Source organism: Rhizobium sophoriradicis (assembly GCF_003939025.1).
GTDB lineage: Bacteria > Pseudomonadota > Alphaproteobacteria > Rhizobiales > Rhizobiaceae > Rhizobium > Rhizobium sophoriradicis.
The window spans coordinates 132,573-149,054 of sequence record NZ_RQIH01000001.1 but is presented as its reverse complement, the minus strand read 5'-3'; the positions used below and the strand labels follow the sequence as shown (position 1 = coordinate 149,054).

Here is a 16,482-nt window from a genome sequence, read left to right as displayed (position 1 = left end):
AAAAGGGTAATCGCCGAGAAGGGGCTGGCGGGAGGAATAACAAACTATATTTATAGACTATGGAGATATTTGTTTCCGTGATTCTGCCGCTTGTGCCATCTCCGTGGCGGCGAGTGACAAGAAGCGGCGTTACCGAGCCTCAGGGAGAATGCGTTGACATACGATGTGATCGTCGTCGGTTCCGGCTTTTCAGCGATCGCTGTGACCTGCAATCTCGTCGAGCTGCTTCCCGCTTCAGCGAAGATTGCGGTCGTCGGCGACGATGCCGGATTCGGACGCGGGACGGCATATAGGACAGAGCTCTACCTCCATCGCCTCAACGTTCCCGCCGGCCGCATGAGCCTGCTGCCCCATCACCCTGATGATTTCGTTGACTGGCTGAAAGCCCATGGACGCCCTATGCAGGCCGGCGATTTCGCCTCGCGCAGCGATTACGGCCTTTATGTCAGGGATACGCTTGCGCGGCTGCTTCGAAAGCGGGATGGCCGATGCCGGGTCGACTTCATCAGGGCCAAGGCGGCCGGATGCGTGGAGCGCTACACCAGCACGCTCGCCTTCCATCTCGGCAATGGCGACGAGATTGCCGGAAAGAATGTGGTGCTCTGTCTTGGCGTCGGAAACGCGAACCTTCCGGTCGATCCGTCAGGCATCCCGCCATTTTTGCGATCGCGGATCGTCGAGAACCCGTGGCGGCTTTCATGGCTGAGGCGTGTCGCACCATCCGATGCGGTCTGTATTCTCGGTTCCGGCCTGACGATGATCGATCAGGTTCTGGCACTTCGCGCCCATGGCCACAGAGGCAGGATCGACGTGCTTTCGCGGCGCGGCCTGGCACCGCTCGGCCATGCAAGGACGCCGCCGGCGCCCCTGCCGATCGACGCTCACACGCTTCCCGGCACGATCAGCGGTCTGTTGAAGAGCCTGCGGGAAAAGAGCAGGGAGGTCGCCGACTGGCGGAGCGTGATGGACGGCCTGAGGCCGGTCACGCAGGCTCTCTGGCAGCGGCTTTCGCACGAGGAGCGGGCACGATTCCTCAGGCATGCGCTTCCCTGGTGGAATATCCACCGGCACCGGGTCGCGCCCGACGTGTTCGCCGGCTTTGAGAAATTGGTCTCGGACGGAATCGTTCGCTTCCACGCGGGCTTCCTGAAATCGCTCGAGGCCAGGGAAGGCAGGCTCATTGCCGGCTACAGGGTCAGGGCCAAGCGTGAGATCGCCGAGATCAAGGCGGACTGGCTGGTCAACTGCACGGGAATGGAGCGCGCCGGGATCAGCCATTCGCCGCTTCTGAAGGAAATGAGCCGCTTTCAGCTGATCGTCCCCGATCCTCTCGGCCTCGGCATCCAGGTGGATGCGGCTTCAGAAGTGACGGCTCCGTCCCGGATCTCGCCCGCGCGGCTCTTTGCCGTCGGCGCCTTGACGGCGGGACAATTCTGGGAGATCACCGCCGTCCCGGACATCCGGGTGCAGGCGAAGGCTGTAGCCGAAGAGATCGTCAAAGCGAGGCCCGCCTCCGGCGCTTAGGCTGACAAACTTGGGACCGGCACGGTGCTGTTGAATTGCTGGCCTCCGACAGCTACAGTATTTGGTAGGCCATAATACGATTCCTGAATTCGGCTGCCGCAGCAAAGCTTGAGCCGGCGAAGTCATCCAACACTGAGGTACAGCATGAGCGGTGCTCTGAAGGACGCAGCAATCAGGGTCGAGCGTCCTGCGAAGACCCTGCGAGAACTGGCGCTCGACAAGGTCCGCGAGGCCATCGTCAACGGATATTTCCGTCCGGGAGACCGGCTTGTTGAGCGCGACCTCTGCGCCCAGCTCGGCGTCAGCCGGACGGTCGTGCGCGAGGTTCTCAGACATCTGGAATCGGAAGGGCTGGTCGCCAATCTGCCGAACAAGGGACCGATCGTCGCCCAGCTGGATATCGAGGAAGCCAAACAGATCTATGAAATCCGCGGTGCGCTCGAAGGCATGGCGGCGCGGCTCTGCGCAGAACGCGGCAGCCCCGAGATCGTCGCCGCGCTCGAGGAATCCCTGAGCGCAATCCGCAACAGCTATCGCGACAACGATATGGCGGGCGTGCTGACCAATACTTCTTCCTTCTATCAAACGCTGTTCACCATGGTCGACCGGCATGTCGCCTGGGGTGTCGTCAACCTGCTTACCGTACGCATCAACCATCTGCGCTCGATGACGATCAAGACGGAACGGCGCGGCATCGAAGGGCCGGCACAGATGTCGAAGATCGTCGACGCTATCCGCCGCGGCGACGGTGAGGGAGCCCAGCAGGCGGCGATGGATCATGTCGCAGCCGCCAGCGCAATTGCCGAAGCGGTACTGTCCGCCCAGAAACCTGCTGAATAATTCCTTAAACGCGTCTCATTCAATTCGCTAACGACCGCTGGGCGACCGCCGGCAAGCTAGATCGGCCGGCAACGGACGTTTCCGTCGCCGGTCGACTGCAACTCTATCCCCCCGTAACGCTTTTCATGACGGCTCGCTGCATCGAACGCGGGGTCAGGCGATTTGAAAATATAATTATCTTGTTCATGAACCCGGCAACTACGGAGGCCTTGCCCTGTGACAGCGCGCGGAGACCGCTTTCGGCGACCGGACGGGGCTTCATCGTCAGAATACGCAGCATGCGCGAGACAGGGGCGCTGGCGGCTGAATCGAATCCGGTTTCGGTGTGTCCTGGGCAAAGGCAGGTGACGGTCACGCCTCGAGGGCTGAGTTCGTCGTACAAAGCTTCTCCAAAAGACAGCACGTAAGACTTCGTTGCTGCATAGGCAGAAAAACCAGGGACGGGTTGGAATGCCAGGATGCTCGCTATGAGAAGTATCTGTCCTGACCCGCGGGTTGCCATATCCTGTCCGAAGATAAAGCTCAGTTCCGTTACCGCCGTGATGTTGAGCTGTATCATATCGGTCGTGCGCTCCAGCGGGGTGTCCAGAAAGTCCCCATGCAACCCATACCCGGCATTGTTCACCAGAATATCGATCTGCAGCGACTTATCGTCCAGACTGCTTTTCAAGCGAGCGGCAGCACCAGGGACTGCAAGATCGATCGGTTCAACAACGATCTCGACACCATATTTCTGTCGAAGCTCTATGGCGAGCTTCTCCATCGGCTCCCTCCGCCGGGCGGCGAGCACGAGATTTACCTTCTGCGCTGCCAAGAGTTCCGCATATTCGAGACCCATGCCACTGGAGGCACCGGTGATCAGGGCCCGCTTCGCTGCGGCACCGTTCAATTTTCCTATGAAGGTTTGCGTTTCCGCGTTGGCAACGTGTTGCATCTGATTTCCTTTCAATTGCGTGGCTGTTTCGGCGGAGCTGACAGATGTCGGCCTTTTTCGCCCGTGCAGAATCGATCCTTCACCGGAGCAGGACGCTCAAGATGCGTCCGGTGAGTGTTTCACGATCTTCCACCGTGCCTGCTCGCCGGGAATTTTCGCTATAGCGTTCATGACAAACTCCGATGTAGACAAAAGAAACATTGAGGTCTATATAGGCGGCAATGTAGCCACTGTCAACAATGTATCCACGAGAAACTTTATCGCCATGACAGACGTCCAAAACCGCCCCTATCATCACGGTGATCTCCGCCGCACGATTATTGAAACTGCGCTGAACATGCTCCGAGATGACAAGAACTGGCAGTTTACGTTGCGCGAAGTCGCTCGCCGGGCTGGCGTCAGCCACGCCGCGCCCTACAAGCACTTCTCGGATAAAACTGCTCTGCTTGTCGAACTCGCCTTGATAGGTTTTGACCGTCTGCGCGAGGCACTGGCGCAGGCGAAACCCGAAGCACCACCATCTCTGATCGAGGAAATTACTCCGATATCTCGTGCATATGTCGCGTTCGGAACCGATAACCCGGCCTTATATCGTTTGATGTTCAGCGCGGAGGAGGGACAGGCCGTAGGGATGCATCTCGACGAAAGGGCACTCGCGGTATTCGACGTAGTGCTTGAAATGCTCGGGCGCGGTCAGGCTACAGGGAGCATTCGCAAGCGGCCAGTCAGGGGACAGGCCGCGGCCGCATGGGCGCTCATTCACGGCATCACCATGCTCGCAATCGATGGACTTCTGGTGCCGGAAAAGGTCGGATCTGCACCGCTGGAGGCAGCCCTTGCCACTCTGGTGGAAGGGCTGGCAACCCCGCAGCGCTTAGCTACGTGATACGAAGTCTGGGCCGAATGGCCAATCGATGTCGCCTTCGGCCGTCATAGGAACAAGCGGCGTTTCGTCGGAGCACGCGTTGATGCTAGGCGCGATCTCTCGTAATCCATGCCGAGTTTGTAGGCGGAGCATGGCCATCGCGAGAAGCCGCTATTTGAATGAGGAAGCTGTGGCAATGTGCTGGATCGTTGCCTCAATGCCGACCTTACGGCGACTGAGCAGATCGCGCGCTCAAGAACTTCCGCAGCGTAGATAACGGCCCGAGAGGGCGCAAACCTGCCGTTGACACTGACGACTTCAGTTCGCCCCGGGTCGGGAGCGGCCGGAGAAGGCGCGAAGTTCTCTGTCCCGCATGACTCAAACTCCACGCTAGTGACGGGCGAGCATTTTTTAACAGGCTCGAAATTCGCGTTTTTGGGCCAATCTAGACAGCGTTTGCCTGGTCACGCCGAGGTCTTCGTAACGATTGACGACCCTCGTCGCCGGCAGGCCTATTGCAGCGGGGCCAAGGCGCAGGCGGTGTCATCTTAAAGGGTCGCACGAGCCGCTTGAGCCCGACTTTCGCCCGTTCCACGACCAGCGCCCGCTCTAGCTTGACATCCGTCTTCGCTCGATGTGATGGTATGCCATAATCAGTAATATAGGCGAATATGGACCGGGTGCCGCATTGCTGGGGAGGCGGTTGCCGACTGGCTCCAAGCGACACGACAAATGAACGCGCTTCCGAGCGTTCAGGAGCCCTGCCAATTGGGAGTTTTCGAGGATCGAACTCAACTGCGCCAACGCAGAAACAAACTTGACACCGAGATATTATGGTATACCATAATACAAAATAGAGAAATGAGGTGTTCCATGGCCATCCAAATTCGCAAGACGGGACTGCAGATCGAAACGACGCTGATCGAAGGCGGCAAGGCCGCAGCGGTGCCGCTGAAGCTGATTACTGCCTTCGCGGTGGTGAAGAACCCTTGGGCGGGCCGCGGCTTTGTCGAAGATCTCAAGCCCGAAATCCATGCGGGTGCTCCGGTTCTCGGCGAATTGCTGACCAAGATGATCATCGATGCGGTCGGGTCCGGCGATGCGGTTGAAGGTTACGGCAAGGCCGCCGTGGTCGGCCTGGACGGTGAGATCGAACATGCCTCCGCGCTCATCCACACACTGCGCTTCGGCAATTTTTATCGCCACGCCGTCGGCGCCAAATCCTATCTCGCCTTCTGCAACACCCGCGGCGGCGCCAATGCGCCGATCATGATCCCGCTGATGGACAAGAACGATGAAGGCCGCCGCTCGCACTATCTCACAATCCAGACCTCGATCCCCGATGCACCTGCCGCCGATGAGATCGTCGTGGCGCTTGGCGCTTCGGTGGGCGGGCGTCCTCATCACCGCATCGGCGACCGCTACCAGGATCTGAAAGATCTCGGGCAGGACGTCGCCAACCCTGCGGGCGTTTGAAAGGGTGGGCGCTGAGATGCTGACAGCCGGATCGATCTCAGGCGCCGCTGCAGCAAAGGGCGGCGCCGGTGACTTGCCCCGAAAGAAGACGGTAAGCGGAACGGCCTATCACGAGGCCGGCAGCGGTGAGCCGCTGGTCCTCATTCATGGTGTCGGCATGCGGCTCGAGGCCTGGGCGCCGCAGATCGCCTTTTTGTCGGCCGGCCATCGCGTCATCGCCGTCGACATGCCGGGACATGGTGAGAGCGCAAAGCTGCCGGCGGGCAGCCGTCTTGAGGAGTTCGTCGCCTGGTTCGGGCGGTTTCTCGACGAAATGGCGATCGGTAGGGTGAATGTTGCCGGCCATTCCATGGGTGCGCTGGTATCGGGAGGGGCGGCGGCGACGTTCGGCGAACGGATCAGCCGTGTCGCTTACCTCAACGGCGTCTACAGGCGCGACCAGCAAGCAAAGGCTGCCGTGCTCGCACGGGCCGCGGCCATCCCGGTGACGGGCGTGGACAAGGAAGGTCCCCTGGCTCGCTGGTTCGGCGATGATGCAGACAGCGTCGTTGCCCGCGAACTGACGCGGAAATGGCTGAGCCTCGTCGATCCGGAAGGCTACGCGGTCGCTTACGCCGCTTTTGCCGGCGGAGACGAGACCTATGCCGATTGCTGGAAAGACGTGGCGGGTCCGGCCTTGTTCCTGACGGGGTCCGACGATCCAAACTCGACGCCTCTGATGGCGGAGCAGATGGCGGCGCTTGCGCCCAAGGGCTGGGTCCGCATCGTCGAAGGCCATCGTCACATGGTGAACCTGACCGCGCCTGATATCGTCAATTCGCTGCTCGCCGAGTGGCTGTCGTTCGGGGAGGATGAACGATGACAATCCAGACTGTCGATCCAAGAGCATTGCGCGATGCGTTCGGAGCTTTTCCGACCGGCGTGACCGTCGTCACCGCCTGCGACGGGGAGGGGAATCCGATCGGTTTCACCGCGAACTCCTTCACCTCGGTCTCGCTCAATCCGCCGCTGCTGCTCGTCTGCCTTGCCAAGACCTCGCGCAATTTCGCCATCATGACCGGCGCGCCGCATTTCGCCATCAATGTGCTCTCGGAAACGCAAAAGGACGTGTCGAACACCTTTGCGCGGCCGGTCGAAGACAGGTTCGCGGCGGTCGAATGGGCCAAGGGATCGGCCGGCTGCCCGATATTCTCGAACGTCGCGGCCTGGTTCGAATGCGCCATGGAACAGGTCATCGAGGCCGGCGACCATGTCATCCTGATGGGGCGCATCGAGGCTTTCGATAATAGCGGCCGCAACGGTCTCGGCTATGCGCGCGGCGGCTATTTCACGCCGACGCTCGCAAGCAAGGCGGTTTCCGCGGCAGCTGAGGGCAATATCGAACTTGCGGCCGTCGTCGAGCGCCGCGGAGAAGTTCTGCTGCTGGGCGACGATGTACTCTCCCTGCCAAGCGTCGACGCCCATGACGGCAACCCGACCGATGCTTTGCAAGAATATCTGGAGACGCTCACCGGGCTGAAGGTCAGCATCGGCTTTCTCTATTCGGTCTATGAGGGCAAGAGCGACGGCAAACAGCACATCGTCTATCACGCCGTTGCCGGCGACGGCGAGCCAGCCGGCGGCAGGTTCGTAAAACCTGACGCCTTGGCTGCAGCAAAGTTCAAGACCAGCTCGACCGCCGACATCGTCAACCGCTTCGCGATGGAAAGCTCGATCGGCAATTTCGGTGTCTATTTCGGCGACGAGACCGGCGGCAAAATTCATCCCATTCCAGCCAAGGGCGCAAAAGCATGAAATTCTCCCTCTTCGTCCATATGGAACGGCTCGACGCCAGCCAGAGCCACAAGAGCCTCTATGAGGAATTCGTCGCGCTCTGCGAGCTCGCCGATAAGGGCGGCATGCATGCGATCTGGACGGGCGAGCATCATGGCATGGATTTCACCATTGCCCCCAATCCGTTCGTGACCATTGCCGATCTCGCCCGCCGCACGTCGCGGGCAAGGCTCGGGACGGGAACGGTGATCGCCCCCTTCTGGCATCCGATCAAGCTTGCCGGCGAAGCGGCGATGACCGACATCATCTGCGATGGAAGGCTCGATATCGGCATTGCCCGCGGCGCCTACTCCTTCGAATATGAGCGTCTGCTGCCCGGGCTCGATGCCTGGGGCGCCGGCCAGCGCATGCGCGAGCTCATCCCGGCGGTCAAAGGAATCTGGAACGGCGACTACGCCCATGATGGGGAGTTCTTCAAATTCCCCGCGACCACCTCGGCGCCGAAGCCGCTGCAGCAGCCGAACCCGCCGATCTGGGTTGCCGCGCGCGATCCGAACTCGCATGAATTTGCCGTCGCCAACGGCTGCAACGTTCAGGTCACGCCGCTCTGGCAGGGTGATGACGAGGTCCAGTCGCTGATGGACCGCTTCAACGATGCCTGCGCCAAGAACCCCGATGTCGAGCGGCCGAAGATCATGCTCCTGCGCCACACCTATGTCGGCTCGTCGGAAGAAGACGTCGCCCAGGCCGCCCATGAACTCAGCGTCTACTACAACTACTTCTTCACCTGGTTCAAGAACGAGAAACCGATCAGGCAAGGCCTGATCGAGCGGATCCCGGAGGAGCAGATCTGCGCAAACGCGATGCTTTCGGACGAGGTCATGCGCACCAACAACGTCGTTGGTAACGTGCAGACCGTCATCGACCGGCTCAAGGCCTATGAAGCCCTCGGCTATGACGAATATTCCTTCTGGATCGACACCGGCATGAGTTTCGAGCGCAAGAAGGCGTCGCTCGAGCGTTTCATCGCCGAAGTCATGCCGGCATTTCAGGAGTAGGACCATGCGGCGTTTCCAGCATTATATCGACGGCGAATTCTCGGATGGCGAGGCTTCCTATCCGAGCATCGATCCGGCTTCCGGCACGGTCTGGGCGGAAATGCCCGAGGCGCGCGAGAATGATGTCGATCGAGCTGTCAACGCTGCCGAAAGGGCGCTCTACGAAGGCCCCTGGGCAAAGATGACGGCCACTCAACGCAGCAAGCTGCTCTACAAGCTCGCCGACCTGGTTGCCGCCAACGCCCAGGTCCTCGCTGAATTGGAGACGCGCGACACCGGCAAGATCATCCGCGAAACGTCAGCGCAGATCGCCTATGTCGCCGAATATTATCGCTATTATGCCGGGATATCAGACAAGATCGAAGGCTCTTACCTGCCGATCGACAAGCCTGACATGGATGTCTGGCTTCGCCGCGAGCCGATCGGCGTCGTCGCCATGGTCGTGCCGTGGAACAGCCAGCTCTTCCTGTCGGCTGTCAAGATCGGCCCGGCGCTCGCAGCCGGCTGCACGATGGTGGTCAAGGCCTCGGAAGACGGGCCGGCGCCCTTGCTCGAATTCGCCCGCCTGGTGCATGAGGCGGGCTTTCCCGCCGGTGTCGTCAACATCATCACCGGTTTCGGCGCCTCCTGCGGCGCGGCCCTCGGCCGCCACCCGAAGGTCGCGCATGTCGCCTTTACCGGCGGACCCGAAACCGCCCGGCACGTCGTGCGCAACTCGGCCGAAAACCTCGCTTCCACCTCGCTCGAACTCGGCGGCAAGTCGCCCTTCATCGTCTTTGCCGACGCCGACCTCGAAAGTGCCGCCAACGCCCAGGTCGCGGGCATCTTCGCGGCGACCGGACAGAGCTGCGTTGCCGGCTCGCGCCTGATCGTCGAGCGCAGCATCAAGGAAAGGTTCGTCGCGCTGCTGCGGCAGAAGGCGGAAGCGATCCGCATCGGCGCACCGCTCGACATGGCGACTGAAGTCGGGCCGCTTGCCACCAAACGCCAGCAGGACAATATTGGCGCCCTCGTCGAGAGATCGATCGCAAGCGGCGCCCGGCTGGTCACCGGCGGGCGCAAGATCGATGGCGAAGGCTATTATTTCCCGCCGACGATCCTCGATTGCGACGATGTCGCTTCGCCGTCGCTGATCGAGGAATTCTTCGGGCCGGTCCTATCCGTCGTCTCCTTCGAGACCGAAGCCGAGGCGCTGCGGCTTGCCAACGACACCCGCTACGGCCTGGCCTCCGGCATCTTCACCCAGAACCTCACCCGGGCGCACCGGCTGATGAAGGGCATCCGCGCCGGCATCGTCTGGGTCAACACTTACCGCGCCGTCTCGCCGATCGCGCCCTTCGGCGGCTTCGGCCTGTCGGGCCACGGCAGGGAAGGCGGCATGGCCGCGGCGCTCGATTATACCCGCACCAAGACGATCTGGCTTCGGACCTCGGACGATCCGATCCCCGATCCTTTCGTGATGAGGTGACGAGATGTTTTACGAGGTCCGCACCTATCGGCTGAAGAACGGAACAATCCCGCAATATCTCAAGGTCGTCGAGGAAGAAGGGATCGAAATCCAGAAGAGCCATCTCGGCGCGCTGGTCGGCTACTTCTTCTCGGAGATCGGCACGATCAACGAAATCGTCCACATCTGGGCCTTTACGAGCCTGGACGACCGGGAGGCGAGACGCCAGCGGCTTCTGGCCGATCCCCGGTGGCAGGCCTTCCTGCCCAAGATCCGCGACCTCATCGAGGTGGCGGAAAACAAGATTATGAAGCCGGCAAGCTTCTCTCCCCGAGCGAGGCGCGCTGACGGCATAAGGCGTAACCCGTAGGACAAACCAGAACAGGGATAAGGGAACATGAAAACGACATTTGCTTTCGCGGCGGTTGCCGCATTCGTGGCGGTCTCCGCGCCGGCGCACGCCGACAGCATGGTCTTCTCGAGCTGGGGCGGAACGACCCAGGATGCGCAGAAGGCGGCATGGGCAAGCCCGTTCACCGAGAAAACCGGCATCACCGTCGTCCAGGACGGCCCGACCGACTACGGCAAGCTCAAGGCCATGGTCGAGGCCGGCGAAGTCAACTGGGATGTCGTCGACGTCGAAGGCGACTATGCCGCCCAGGCCGGCAAGAACGGCCAGCTCGAGAAACTCGACTTTTCCATCATCGACAAATCCAAGCTCGATCCGCGCTTCGTCACCGACTATTCGGTCGGCAGCTTCTATTATTCCTTCGTCATCGGCTGCAATGCCGATGCCGTCAAAGCCTGCCCGAAGACATGGGCCGACCTGTTCGACACGACGAAGTTTCCCGGCAAGCGCACATTCTACAAGTGGTCGGCTCCCGGCGTGATCGAAGCCGCACTGCTTGCCGACGGCGTGCCTGCCGACAAGCTTTATCCGCTCGATCTCGACCGCGCCTTCAAGAAGCTCGATACGATCAAGTCGGATATCATCTGGTGGTCGGGCGGCGCCCAGTCGCAGCAGCTGCTGGCCTCCGCCGAAGCGCCCTTCGGCAGCGTCTGGAACGGCCGCATAACGGCGCTTGCGGCGACCGGCATCAAGGTTGAAACCTCCTGGGAGCAGAACATCACGGCTGCCGATGCGCTCGTCGTGCCGAAGGGCGCGCCGAATGCCGAGGCGGCGATGAAGTTCATCGCGCTGGCAACCTCGGCCGAACCGCAGGCTGCCCTTGCAAAGGCTACGGGGTACGCGCCGATCAATCTTGACTCGGCCAAGCTGATGGACCCGGAAACCGCCAAGACCCTGCCGGATCAGCAGACCGCAAGCCAGGTCAATGCCGACATGAACTACTGGGCTGATAATCGCGATGCCATCGGCGAGAAGTGGTACGCTTGGCAGGCGAAATAGTCCGAAACTGGAGATGAACGGGCACGGCGAAAATTCGCCGTGTCTCCTGCAGCGGCGGTACCCGTCCATTGGACCTCGCCGCTGCGGAAATTGACGGGTGGGAAGGACTGTCATGTCGACGTATAGCGAAGCCTCCGGCGCAATTGAGCCTCTGTCAAAGATACGCAGGGCAACAGGTTTTGGTGGGGTCGTTCCGGCTCTCGCCTTTGTCGGCATCTTTTTTATCGTGCCGGTGGCGATACTCTTGCTGCGCAGCGTGCTGGAACCCGTGCCGGGGCTCGGAAACTACGCGCAGCTGATCGGCTCTGCCACCTATCTCAAGATTTTCGCCAATACCTTCATCGTCTCAGGCCTCGTCACCGTGATTTCGCTTGCGATCGGATTTCCCGTCGCCTGGGCGCTGGCGATCATGCCCGGTCGGCTGAGCACGGTGATCTTTGCGATCCTGCTGCTCTCGATGTGGACCAACCTTTTGGCCCGCACCTATGCCTGGATGGTGCTTCTGCAACGCACCGGCCTCATCAACAAGATGCTGATGGGCATGGGGCTGATCGACCAGCCACTGGCGCTCGTCAACAATCTGACCGGCGTGACGATCGGCATGACCTATATCATGCTGCCTTTCATCATCCTGCCGCTCTACGGCGTGATCAAGAAGATCGACCCGTCGACGCTGCAGGCGGCAGCCCTTTGCGGCGCCAACCGCTGGCAGTGCCTGACGCGTGTTCTCCTGCCGCTCGCCATGCCCGGCATGGCGGCCGGCGCACTCATGGTCTTCGTCATGTCGCTCGGCTACTTCGTCACGCCCTCGCTTCTCGGCGGTACCGCCAACATGATGCTCGCGGAGCTGATCGCGCAATTCGTGCAGTCGCTGGTCAATTGGGGAATGGGCGGTGCAGCGGCGTTGGTGCTCCTGGTGGTGACGCTGTCGCTTTATGCCGTGCAGCTGCGTTTCTTCGGCAACCCGAACCCGGGAGGACGTTGATTATGCTGCTCAATTTCGATCGTCTCGGCTGGTGGAAATACGTCCTGCTCGCGATCACGCTTCTGACCGCGGCCTTTCTGCTGCTGCCGATCGTCTTCATCGCGGCCCTGTCCTTCGGCTCCTCGCAATGGCTGATCTTTCCGCCGCCGGGCTGGACCTTCCAATGGTACAATGAACTCTTCGCCGACCCGCGCTGGCTGGAATCGGCTTTGACGAGCTTGAAGATCGCGGTCATCGTGACTGTTCTGTCGGTGCTGCTAGGGCTGGTGACGTCCTTCGGGCTGGTGCGCGGTTCGTTCATGTTCCGCGATGCGCTGAAGGCGCTGTTTCTGACGCCGATGATCCTGCCGGTCGTCGTTCTCGCCGTTGCCCTCTACGCCTTCTTCCTCCGGATCGGCCTTGGCGGCACCCTGACGGGCTTCGTCATTTCGCACCTCGTGCTGGCGCTGCCCTTCTCGATCCTATCCATATCAAGCGCGCTGGAAGGCTTCGACAAGTCGATCGAGGACGCGGCCGTGCTCTGCGGCGCCTCGCCTTTAGAAGCGAAGATCAGGGTCACTCTTCCGGCGATCGGCCATGGGCTGTTTTCGGCCGCCGTCTTTTCGTTCCTGACATCCTGGGATGAGGTCGTGGTGGCGATCTTCATGTCCAGCCCGACCCTGCAGACGCTGCCGGTAAAGGTATGGGCGACGCTGCGGCAAGACCTGACGCCTGTTGTCGCTGCCGCATCGACCCTTCTCATCATTTTGACGATCATCTTGATGGCGCTGGTTGCCGTCGTGCGTAAGGTACTGAAACAATGAACGATGCATTCCTTCAGATCCGCGGAATACGCAAGGAATACGGCCCTGTCGTCGCCGTGCACGACGTCAATCTCGATGTCCGGCGCGGTGAATTCCTGACTTTCCTCGGCCCCTCCGGATCCGGCAAGAGCACGACGCTCTACATCCTGGCCGGCTTTGAAAACCCGACGAAAGGCGACATCACGCTCGAGGGCAAGACGCTGCTCGCCACGCCGTCGCACAAGCGCAACATCGGCATGGTGTTCCAGCGATACACCCTCTTTCCGCATCTGACCGTCGGTGAAAACATCGCCTTTCCGCTGAAAGTGCGGCGTAAATCGAAGGCCGAGATTGACAGCAAGGTGAAGGAGATGCTCCGCCTCGTCCGGCTTGAAGGCTTCGAGGATCGCAAACCGGCGCAGATGTCCGGCGGCCAGCAGCAGCGTGTCGCTCTTGCCAGGGCCCTAGCCTATGATCCGCCGGTGCTTTTGATGGACGAACCGCTGTCGGCGCTCGACAAGAAGCTGCGCGAGGAAATCCAGCACGAGATCCGCCGCATCCATCAGCAGACCGAAGTGACGATCCTTTACGTCACGCACGACCAGGAGGAGGCGCTGCGGCTCTCCGACCGCATTGCCGTCTTTTCCAAGGGCGTCATCGATCAGATCGGTACGGGCCCGGAGCTCTACGCAAATCCCAAGACGCGTTTCGTTGCCGAATTCGTCGGCGACAGCGACTTCATTTCATGCGACCTGGTGTCGTCCTCCGGCGGACAGGCCACCATCGCGCTCGGAGGCGGAACCATCTTCAACCAGATTCCGGTGCATGGAAAAGGGACCTCCGGCGCAAGGGCGGCGCTGATGCTGAGGCCGGAGCGCATTCGGCTGTCGCGAGCAAGAGCCGCGGGCGCAGGTCTTGCCGCGACTGTCAGCGACATTACCTTTCTCGGCAACAACATCCACGTCTCCACGGAGACGGCGACAGGCGAGGCGCTTTCGGTTCGCTTGCCGTTCGGTCATGAGGCTATTGCCGGGCTCAATCGTGGAGATATAGTCCATCTCGATTTCGATCCCGGCGCCGCTCACGTATTCTGTTGAAAGTTGTCCCATGAAACTCAATGATCCCTCGCTGTTCCGTCAGGCATGTCCCATCGCCGATCGCTGGATCGAAGCGGAAGGTCGCGCATCGGCCATGGTCCGCAATCCGGCGACAGGTGAAGTGCTGGGTGCGGTCCCTGACCTCAGCGCGGCGGAAACGGAAGATGCCATCCGGGCCGCCGTCGTCGCCCAGAAGCTTTGGGCGAAGAAGACCGCCGGTGAGCGCGCAACCGTGCTCAAGACATGGCACCGCCTGATGATCGAAAACCGCGACGATCTGGCGATGATCCTGACGCTGGAACAGGGAAAACCGCTTGCTGAAGCCAAGGGGGAAATCACCTATGGTGCGAGCTTCATCGAATGGTTCGCCGAGGAGGCAAGACGCATCAACGGCGAGATCGTACCGGGACATCAACCGGACAAACGTATCCTCGTGCTGCGCCAGCCGGCCGGCGTCGTGGCGGCGATCACGCCCTGGAATTTTCCGAACGCGATGATCACGCGCAAGATTGGCCCCGCGCTTGCTGCCGGCTGTGCCGTCGTTCTCAAGCCGGCGCTGCAGACGCCGTTTTCCGCAATCGCGATCGCCGTCCTCGCTGAGCGCGCCGGCCTGCCGCCAGGCCTCCTCAACATTGTCACAGGTGATGCAGCTGCAATCGGCGGGGCGCTGACTGCCAGCCGCGACGTCCGGGTCCTGACCTTCACCGGCTCCACCCGGACGGGTGAGCTGCTTTACCGGCAATGCGCGCCGACGATCAAGAAGCTCGGTCTCGAGCTCGGCGGCAATGCGCCGTTTATCGTGTTCGACGATGCCGATCTCGACGCGGCGGTCGAAGGCGCCATCATCGCCAAGTTCCGCAACAACGGTCAGACCTGCGTCTGCGCCAACCGGCTTTACGTCCAGGACGGCGTCTACGAGGCATTTGCAGGCAAGCTCGCCCAGGCGGTTTCGAAGTTGAAGGTCGGCAACGGTCTGGAGCGTGACGTCGTGCTTGGCCCGCTTATTGACGACAACGCGGTAGCCAAGGTCGAAAGCCATATTCAGGACGCTCTGGCAAAGGGCGCCGGGATCGTAACGGGAGGCAAGCGCCACGCGCTCGGCGGCCATTTCTTCGAGCCGACCATTCTGCGTGACGTTGCTGCCGGTATGCAGGTCGCGCGTGAAGAAACCTTTGGCCCCCTTGCACCGCTTTTCCGGTTCCGGGACGAGCAGGACGTCATCGAGCAGGCAAATGACACCGAGTTCGGCCTTGCTTCCTATTTTTATGCGCGCGATCTGTCGCGGGTCTTCCGCGTGGCCGAAGCGCTTGAATATGGAATGGTCGGGGTCAACACCGGTCTCGTCTCCACCGCGGAGGCGCCGTTTGGCGGCGTCAAGATGTCCGGCCTCGGCCGCGAAGGATCCAGGCACGGGTTGGACGAATATACCGAGCTCAAATATGTATGCTTGGGCGGTATAGCCTGACCTTCAACCTTTGCGTTCCAGCGCCGCCGGTCTTTCAGACGGGAGGCTGTAGCGCTCGCGCAGGGGCAATGAAAGATCGGCATGCCTCTCGTGAGTATTGCTATCTTTCTGACATCCCCGCCGCTCCCGGACGGACGGTCGAACTCTGGTCATTTCCCCGGCATTACCTTCTGGACGCCGGCCTCACGGGGTGCCTGAAACGCTGTTACCCGGCCTCTGGCAGCTCCGTTGTCCGAGGGCAGAATGTGATGAATATTGACAATATTTGCTACGCTAGCCATGAGGGGAACGAAAAGGCATTGCCGATGGCCTCGGGTAGCATTCATGTGAACGTCAGTGGGCAGTTGCAGGATCATATCCAGCAGCAGATCGGCGACGATGGCCTCTATGAAAATGCCAGCGAATACATTCGTGCTCTGATCCGGCGCGACTTGCAGGCGTGGGATATGCTGCAGAAAGAGCTTGCGCCCGCGATGCGGGCCGACGGCAGCGAGTTTGTCGCCGTTTCGGCTGAAGACGTCATCCGCCGCAACAAGCGCCGATAGTCATGCGGGCTTATCGATTTTATCCGCGCGCCGAAGCCGCGCAAGACAAGATTTGGCGCGATACCTTCGAAGCATGGGGACAAAAGCAGGCGGACGCTTACATTCTCGGGTTGCATGCTTATTTGCAGCGCCTAAGGGGATCGACTGGCGACAACTTCCACAACGTCTGGCGGGAGTTCGAGAATGGTGATCTCGGCATCATCAGCATTCTTTACGAACGGATGAATCTGTCTCTCCGGCTGAAAGAGGACTTGGCGGCTCTCTCACGCAAGCAGCCGTGAAT

The 16,482-nt window shown here is 60.9% G+C and carries 17 protein-coding genes; 16 read left to right on the top strand and 1 reads right to left on the bottom strand.

All coding sequences use genetic code 11. From position 1 onward, the window contains the following. Positions 1-153 precede the first annotated feature (153 nt). Complete coding sequence (locus tag EFR00_RS00745) at positions 154-1,524, top strand: FAD/NAD(P)-binding protein (protein ID WP_077994442.1); 1,371 nt, start codon at positions 154-156, stop codon at positions 1,522-1,524. A gap of 144 nt (positions 1,525-1,668) precedes the next feature. Next, positions 1,669-2,364, top strand: a complete 696-nt coding sequence (locus EFR00_RS00740; RefSeq protein ID WP_077994444.1) for a GntR family transcriptional regulator — start codon at positions 1,669-1,671, stop codon at positions 2,362-2,364. 103 nt (positions 2,365-2,467) lie between these two features. On the opposite strand, the gene EFR00_RS00735 is transcribed toward EFR00_RS00740, so the two are convergent. Continuing rightward, complete coding sequence (locus EFR00_RS00735) at positions 2,468-3,298, bottom strand: SDR family NAD(P)-dependent oxidoreductase (protein ID WP_040112604.1); 831 nt, start codon at positions 3,296-3,298, stop codon at positions 2,468-2,470. A gap of 265 nt (positions 3,299-3,563) precedes the next feature. Between EFR00_RS00735 and EFR00_RS00730 the strand changes: the two genes are divergently transcribed. The 14 genes from EFR00_RS00730 (at position 3,564) to EFR00_RS00665 (ending at position 16,480) form a co-directional block, all read left to right on the top strand. Further along, the gene (locus tag EFR00_RS00730) at positions 3,564-4,184 is read left to right on the top strand and encodes a TetR/AcrR family transcriptional regulator (RefSeq protein ID WP_040113123.1); all 621 of its coding nucleotides are present in this window, start codon (positions 3,564-3,566) and stop codon (positions 4,182-4,184) included. A gap of 852 nt (positions 4,185-5,036) precedes the next feature. Further along, positions 5,037-5,639 carry an amino acid synthesis family protein gene (locus EFR00_RS00725; RefSeq protein ID WP_077994446.1) on the top strand — a complete coding sequence of 201 codons (603 nt, stop codon included), beginning with the start codon at positions 5,037-5,039 and terminating at the stop codon, positions 5,637-5,639. Positions 5,640-5,655: 16 nt separating this feature from the next. After that, positions 5,656-6,501 (top strand): alpha/beta fold hydrolase, encoded by an 846-nt coding sequence (locus EFR00_RS00720; RefSeq protein ID WP_077994448.1) that lies wholly within the window; start codon positions 5,656-5,658, stop codon positions 6,499-6,501. Beyond that, positions 6,498-7,433: a flavin reductase family protein gene (locus EFR00_RS00715; protein ID WP_040112607.1), complete on the top strand. Its 936-nt coding sequence runs from the start codon at positions 6,498-6,500 to the stop codon at positions 7,431-7,433. Before EFR00_RS00720 ends, EFR00_RS00715 begins: the two co-directional genes overlap by 4 nt. Continuing rightward, positions 7,430-8,470 (top strand): LLM class flavin-dependent oxidoreductase, encoded by a 1,041-nt coding sequence (locus EFR00_RS00710; protein ID WP_077994449.1) that lies wholly within the window; start codon positions 7,430-7,432, stop codon positions 8,468-8,470. The genes EFR00_RS00715 and EFR00_RS00710 overlap by 4 nt, the downstream gene beginning before the upstream one ends. A gap of 4 nt (positions 8,471-8,474) precedes the next feature. After that, complete coding sequence (locus EFR00_RS00705; RefSeq protein ID WP_077994451.1) at positions 8,475-9,938, top strand: aldehyde dehydrogenase; 1,464 nt, start codon at positions 8,475-8,477, stop codon at positions 9,936-9,938. 4 nt (positions 9,939-9,942) lie between these two features. Then, positions 9,943-10,287, top strand: coding sequence for an NIPSNAP family protein (locus tag EFR00_RS00700; RefSeq protein WP_077994461.1), 345 nt, complete (start codon positions 9,943-9,945; stop codon positions 10,285-10,287). A gap of 27 nt (positions 10,288-10,314) precedes the next feature. Continuing rightward, positions 10,315-11,325, top strand: a complete 1,011-nt coding sequence (locus tag EFR00_RS00695; protein ID WP_077994463.1) for an ABC transporter substrate-binding protein — start codon at positions 10,315-10,317, stop codon at positions 11,323-11,325. A gap of 112 nt (positions 11,326-11,437) precedes the next feature. After that, entirely contained in the window at positions 11,438-12,310 is an 873-nt protein-coding gene (locus EFR00_RS00690) for an ABC transporter permease (RefSeq protein ID WP_077994465.1), read from the top strand. A 2-nt stretch (positions 12,311-12,312) separates the two neighbouring features. Then, the gene (locus EFR00_RS00685) at positions 12,313-13,113 is read left to right on the top strand and encodes an ABC transporter permease (protein ID WP_077994467.1); all 801 of its coding nucleotides are present in this window, start codon (positions 12,313-12,315) and stop codon (positions 13,111-13,113) included. Next, positions 13,110-14,189, top strand: coding sequence for an ABC transporter ATP-binding protein (locus EFR00_RS00680; RefSeq protein WP_077994468.1), 1,080 nt, complete (start codon positions 13,110-13,112; stop codon positions 14,187-14,189). Before EFR00_RS00685 ends, EFR00_RS00680 begins: the two co-directional genes overlap by 4 nt. Positions 14,190-14,199: 10 nt before the next feature. Further along, positions 14,200-15,654: an NAD-dependent succinate-semialdehyde dehydrogenase gene (locus EFR00_RS00675; RefSeq protein WP_077994470.1), complete on the top strand. Its 1,455-nt coding sequence runs from the start codon at positions 14,200-14,202 to the stop codon at positions 15,652-15,654. Between the two features lie 305 nt (positions 15,655-15,959). Then, entirely contained in the window at positions 15,960-16,199 is a 240-nt protein-coding gene (locus tag EFR00_RS00670; RefSeq protein WP_077994670.1) for a ribbon-helix-helix domain-containing protein, read from the top strand. A gap of 2 nt (positions 16,200-16,201) precedes the next feature. Next, positions 16,202-16,480, top strand: coding sequence for a type II toxin-antitoxin system RelE/ParE family toxin (locus EFR00_RS00665; protein WP_077994472.1), 279 nt, complete (start codon positions 16,202-16,204; stop codon positions 16,478-16,480). The last annotated feature ends 2 nt before the right edge of the window (positions 16,481-16,482 follow it).

Coding starts and splice junctions, on each gene's coding strand:
- EFR00_RS00740 (WP_077994444.1), top strand. CDS start 1,669: ATGAGCGGTGCTCTGAAGGACGCAGCAATCAGGGTCGAGCGTCCTGCG.
- EFR00_RS00735 (WP_040112604.1), bottom strand. CDS start 3,298: ATGCAACACGTTGCCAACGCGGAAACGCAAACCTTCATAGGAAAATTG.
- EFR00_RS00730 (WP_040113123.1), top strand. CDS start 3,564: ATGACAGACGTCCAAAACCGCCCCTATCATCACGGTGATCTCCGCCGC.
- EFR00_RS00725 (WP_077994446.1), top strand. CDS start 5,037: ATGGCCATCCAAATTCGCAAGACGGGACTGCAGATCGAAACGACGCTG.
- EFR00_RS00720 (WP_077994448.1), top strand. CDS start 5,656: ATGCTGACAGCCGGATCGATCTCAGGCGCCGCTGCAGCAAAGGGCGGC.
- EFR00_RS00715 (WP_040112607.1), top strand. CDS start 6,498: ATGACAATCCAGACTGTCGATCCAAGAGCATTGCGCGATGCGTTCGGA.
- EFR00_RS00710 (WP_077994449.1), top strand. CDS start 7,430: ATGAAATTCTCCCTCTTCGTCCATATGGAACGGCTCGACGCCAGCCAG.
- EFR00_RS00705 (WP_077994451.1), top strand. CDS start 8,475: ATGCGGCGTTTCCAGCATTATATCGACGGCGAATTCTCGGATGGCGAG.
- EFR00_RS00700 (WP_077994461.1), top strand. CDS start 9,943: ATGTTTTACGAGGTCCGCACCTATCGGCTGAAGAACGGAACAATCCCG.
- EFR00_RS00695 (WP_077994463.1), top strand. CDS start 10,315: ATGAAAACGACATTTGCTTTCGCGGCGGTTGCCGCATTCGTGGCGGTC.
- EFR00_RS00690 (WP_077994465.1), top strand. CDS start 11,438: ATGTCGACGTATAGCGAAGCCTCCGGCGCAATTGAGCCTCTGTCAAAG.
- EFR00_RS00685 (WP_077994467.1), top strand. CDS start 12,313: ATGCTGCTCAATTTCGATCGTCTCGGCTGGTGGAAATACGTCCTGCTC.
- EFR00_RS00680 (WP_077994468.1), top strand. CDS start 13,110: ATGAACGATGCATTCCTTCAGATCCGCGGAATACGCAAGGAATACGGC.
- EFR00_RS00675 (WP_077994470.1), top strand. CDS start 14,200: ATGAAACTCAATGATCCCTCGCTGTTCCGTCAGGCATGTCCCATCGCC.
- EFR00_RS00670 (WP_077994670.1), top strand. CDS start 15,960: ATGGCCTCGGGTAGCATTCATGTGAACGTCAGTGGGCAGTTGCAGGAT.
- EFR00_RS00665 (WP_077994472.1), top strand. CDS start 16,202: ATGCGGGCTTATCGATTTTATCCGCGCGCCGAAGCCGCGCAAGACAAG.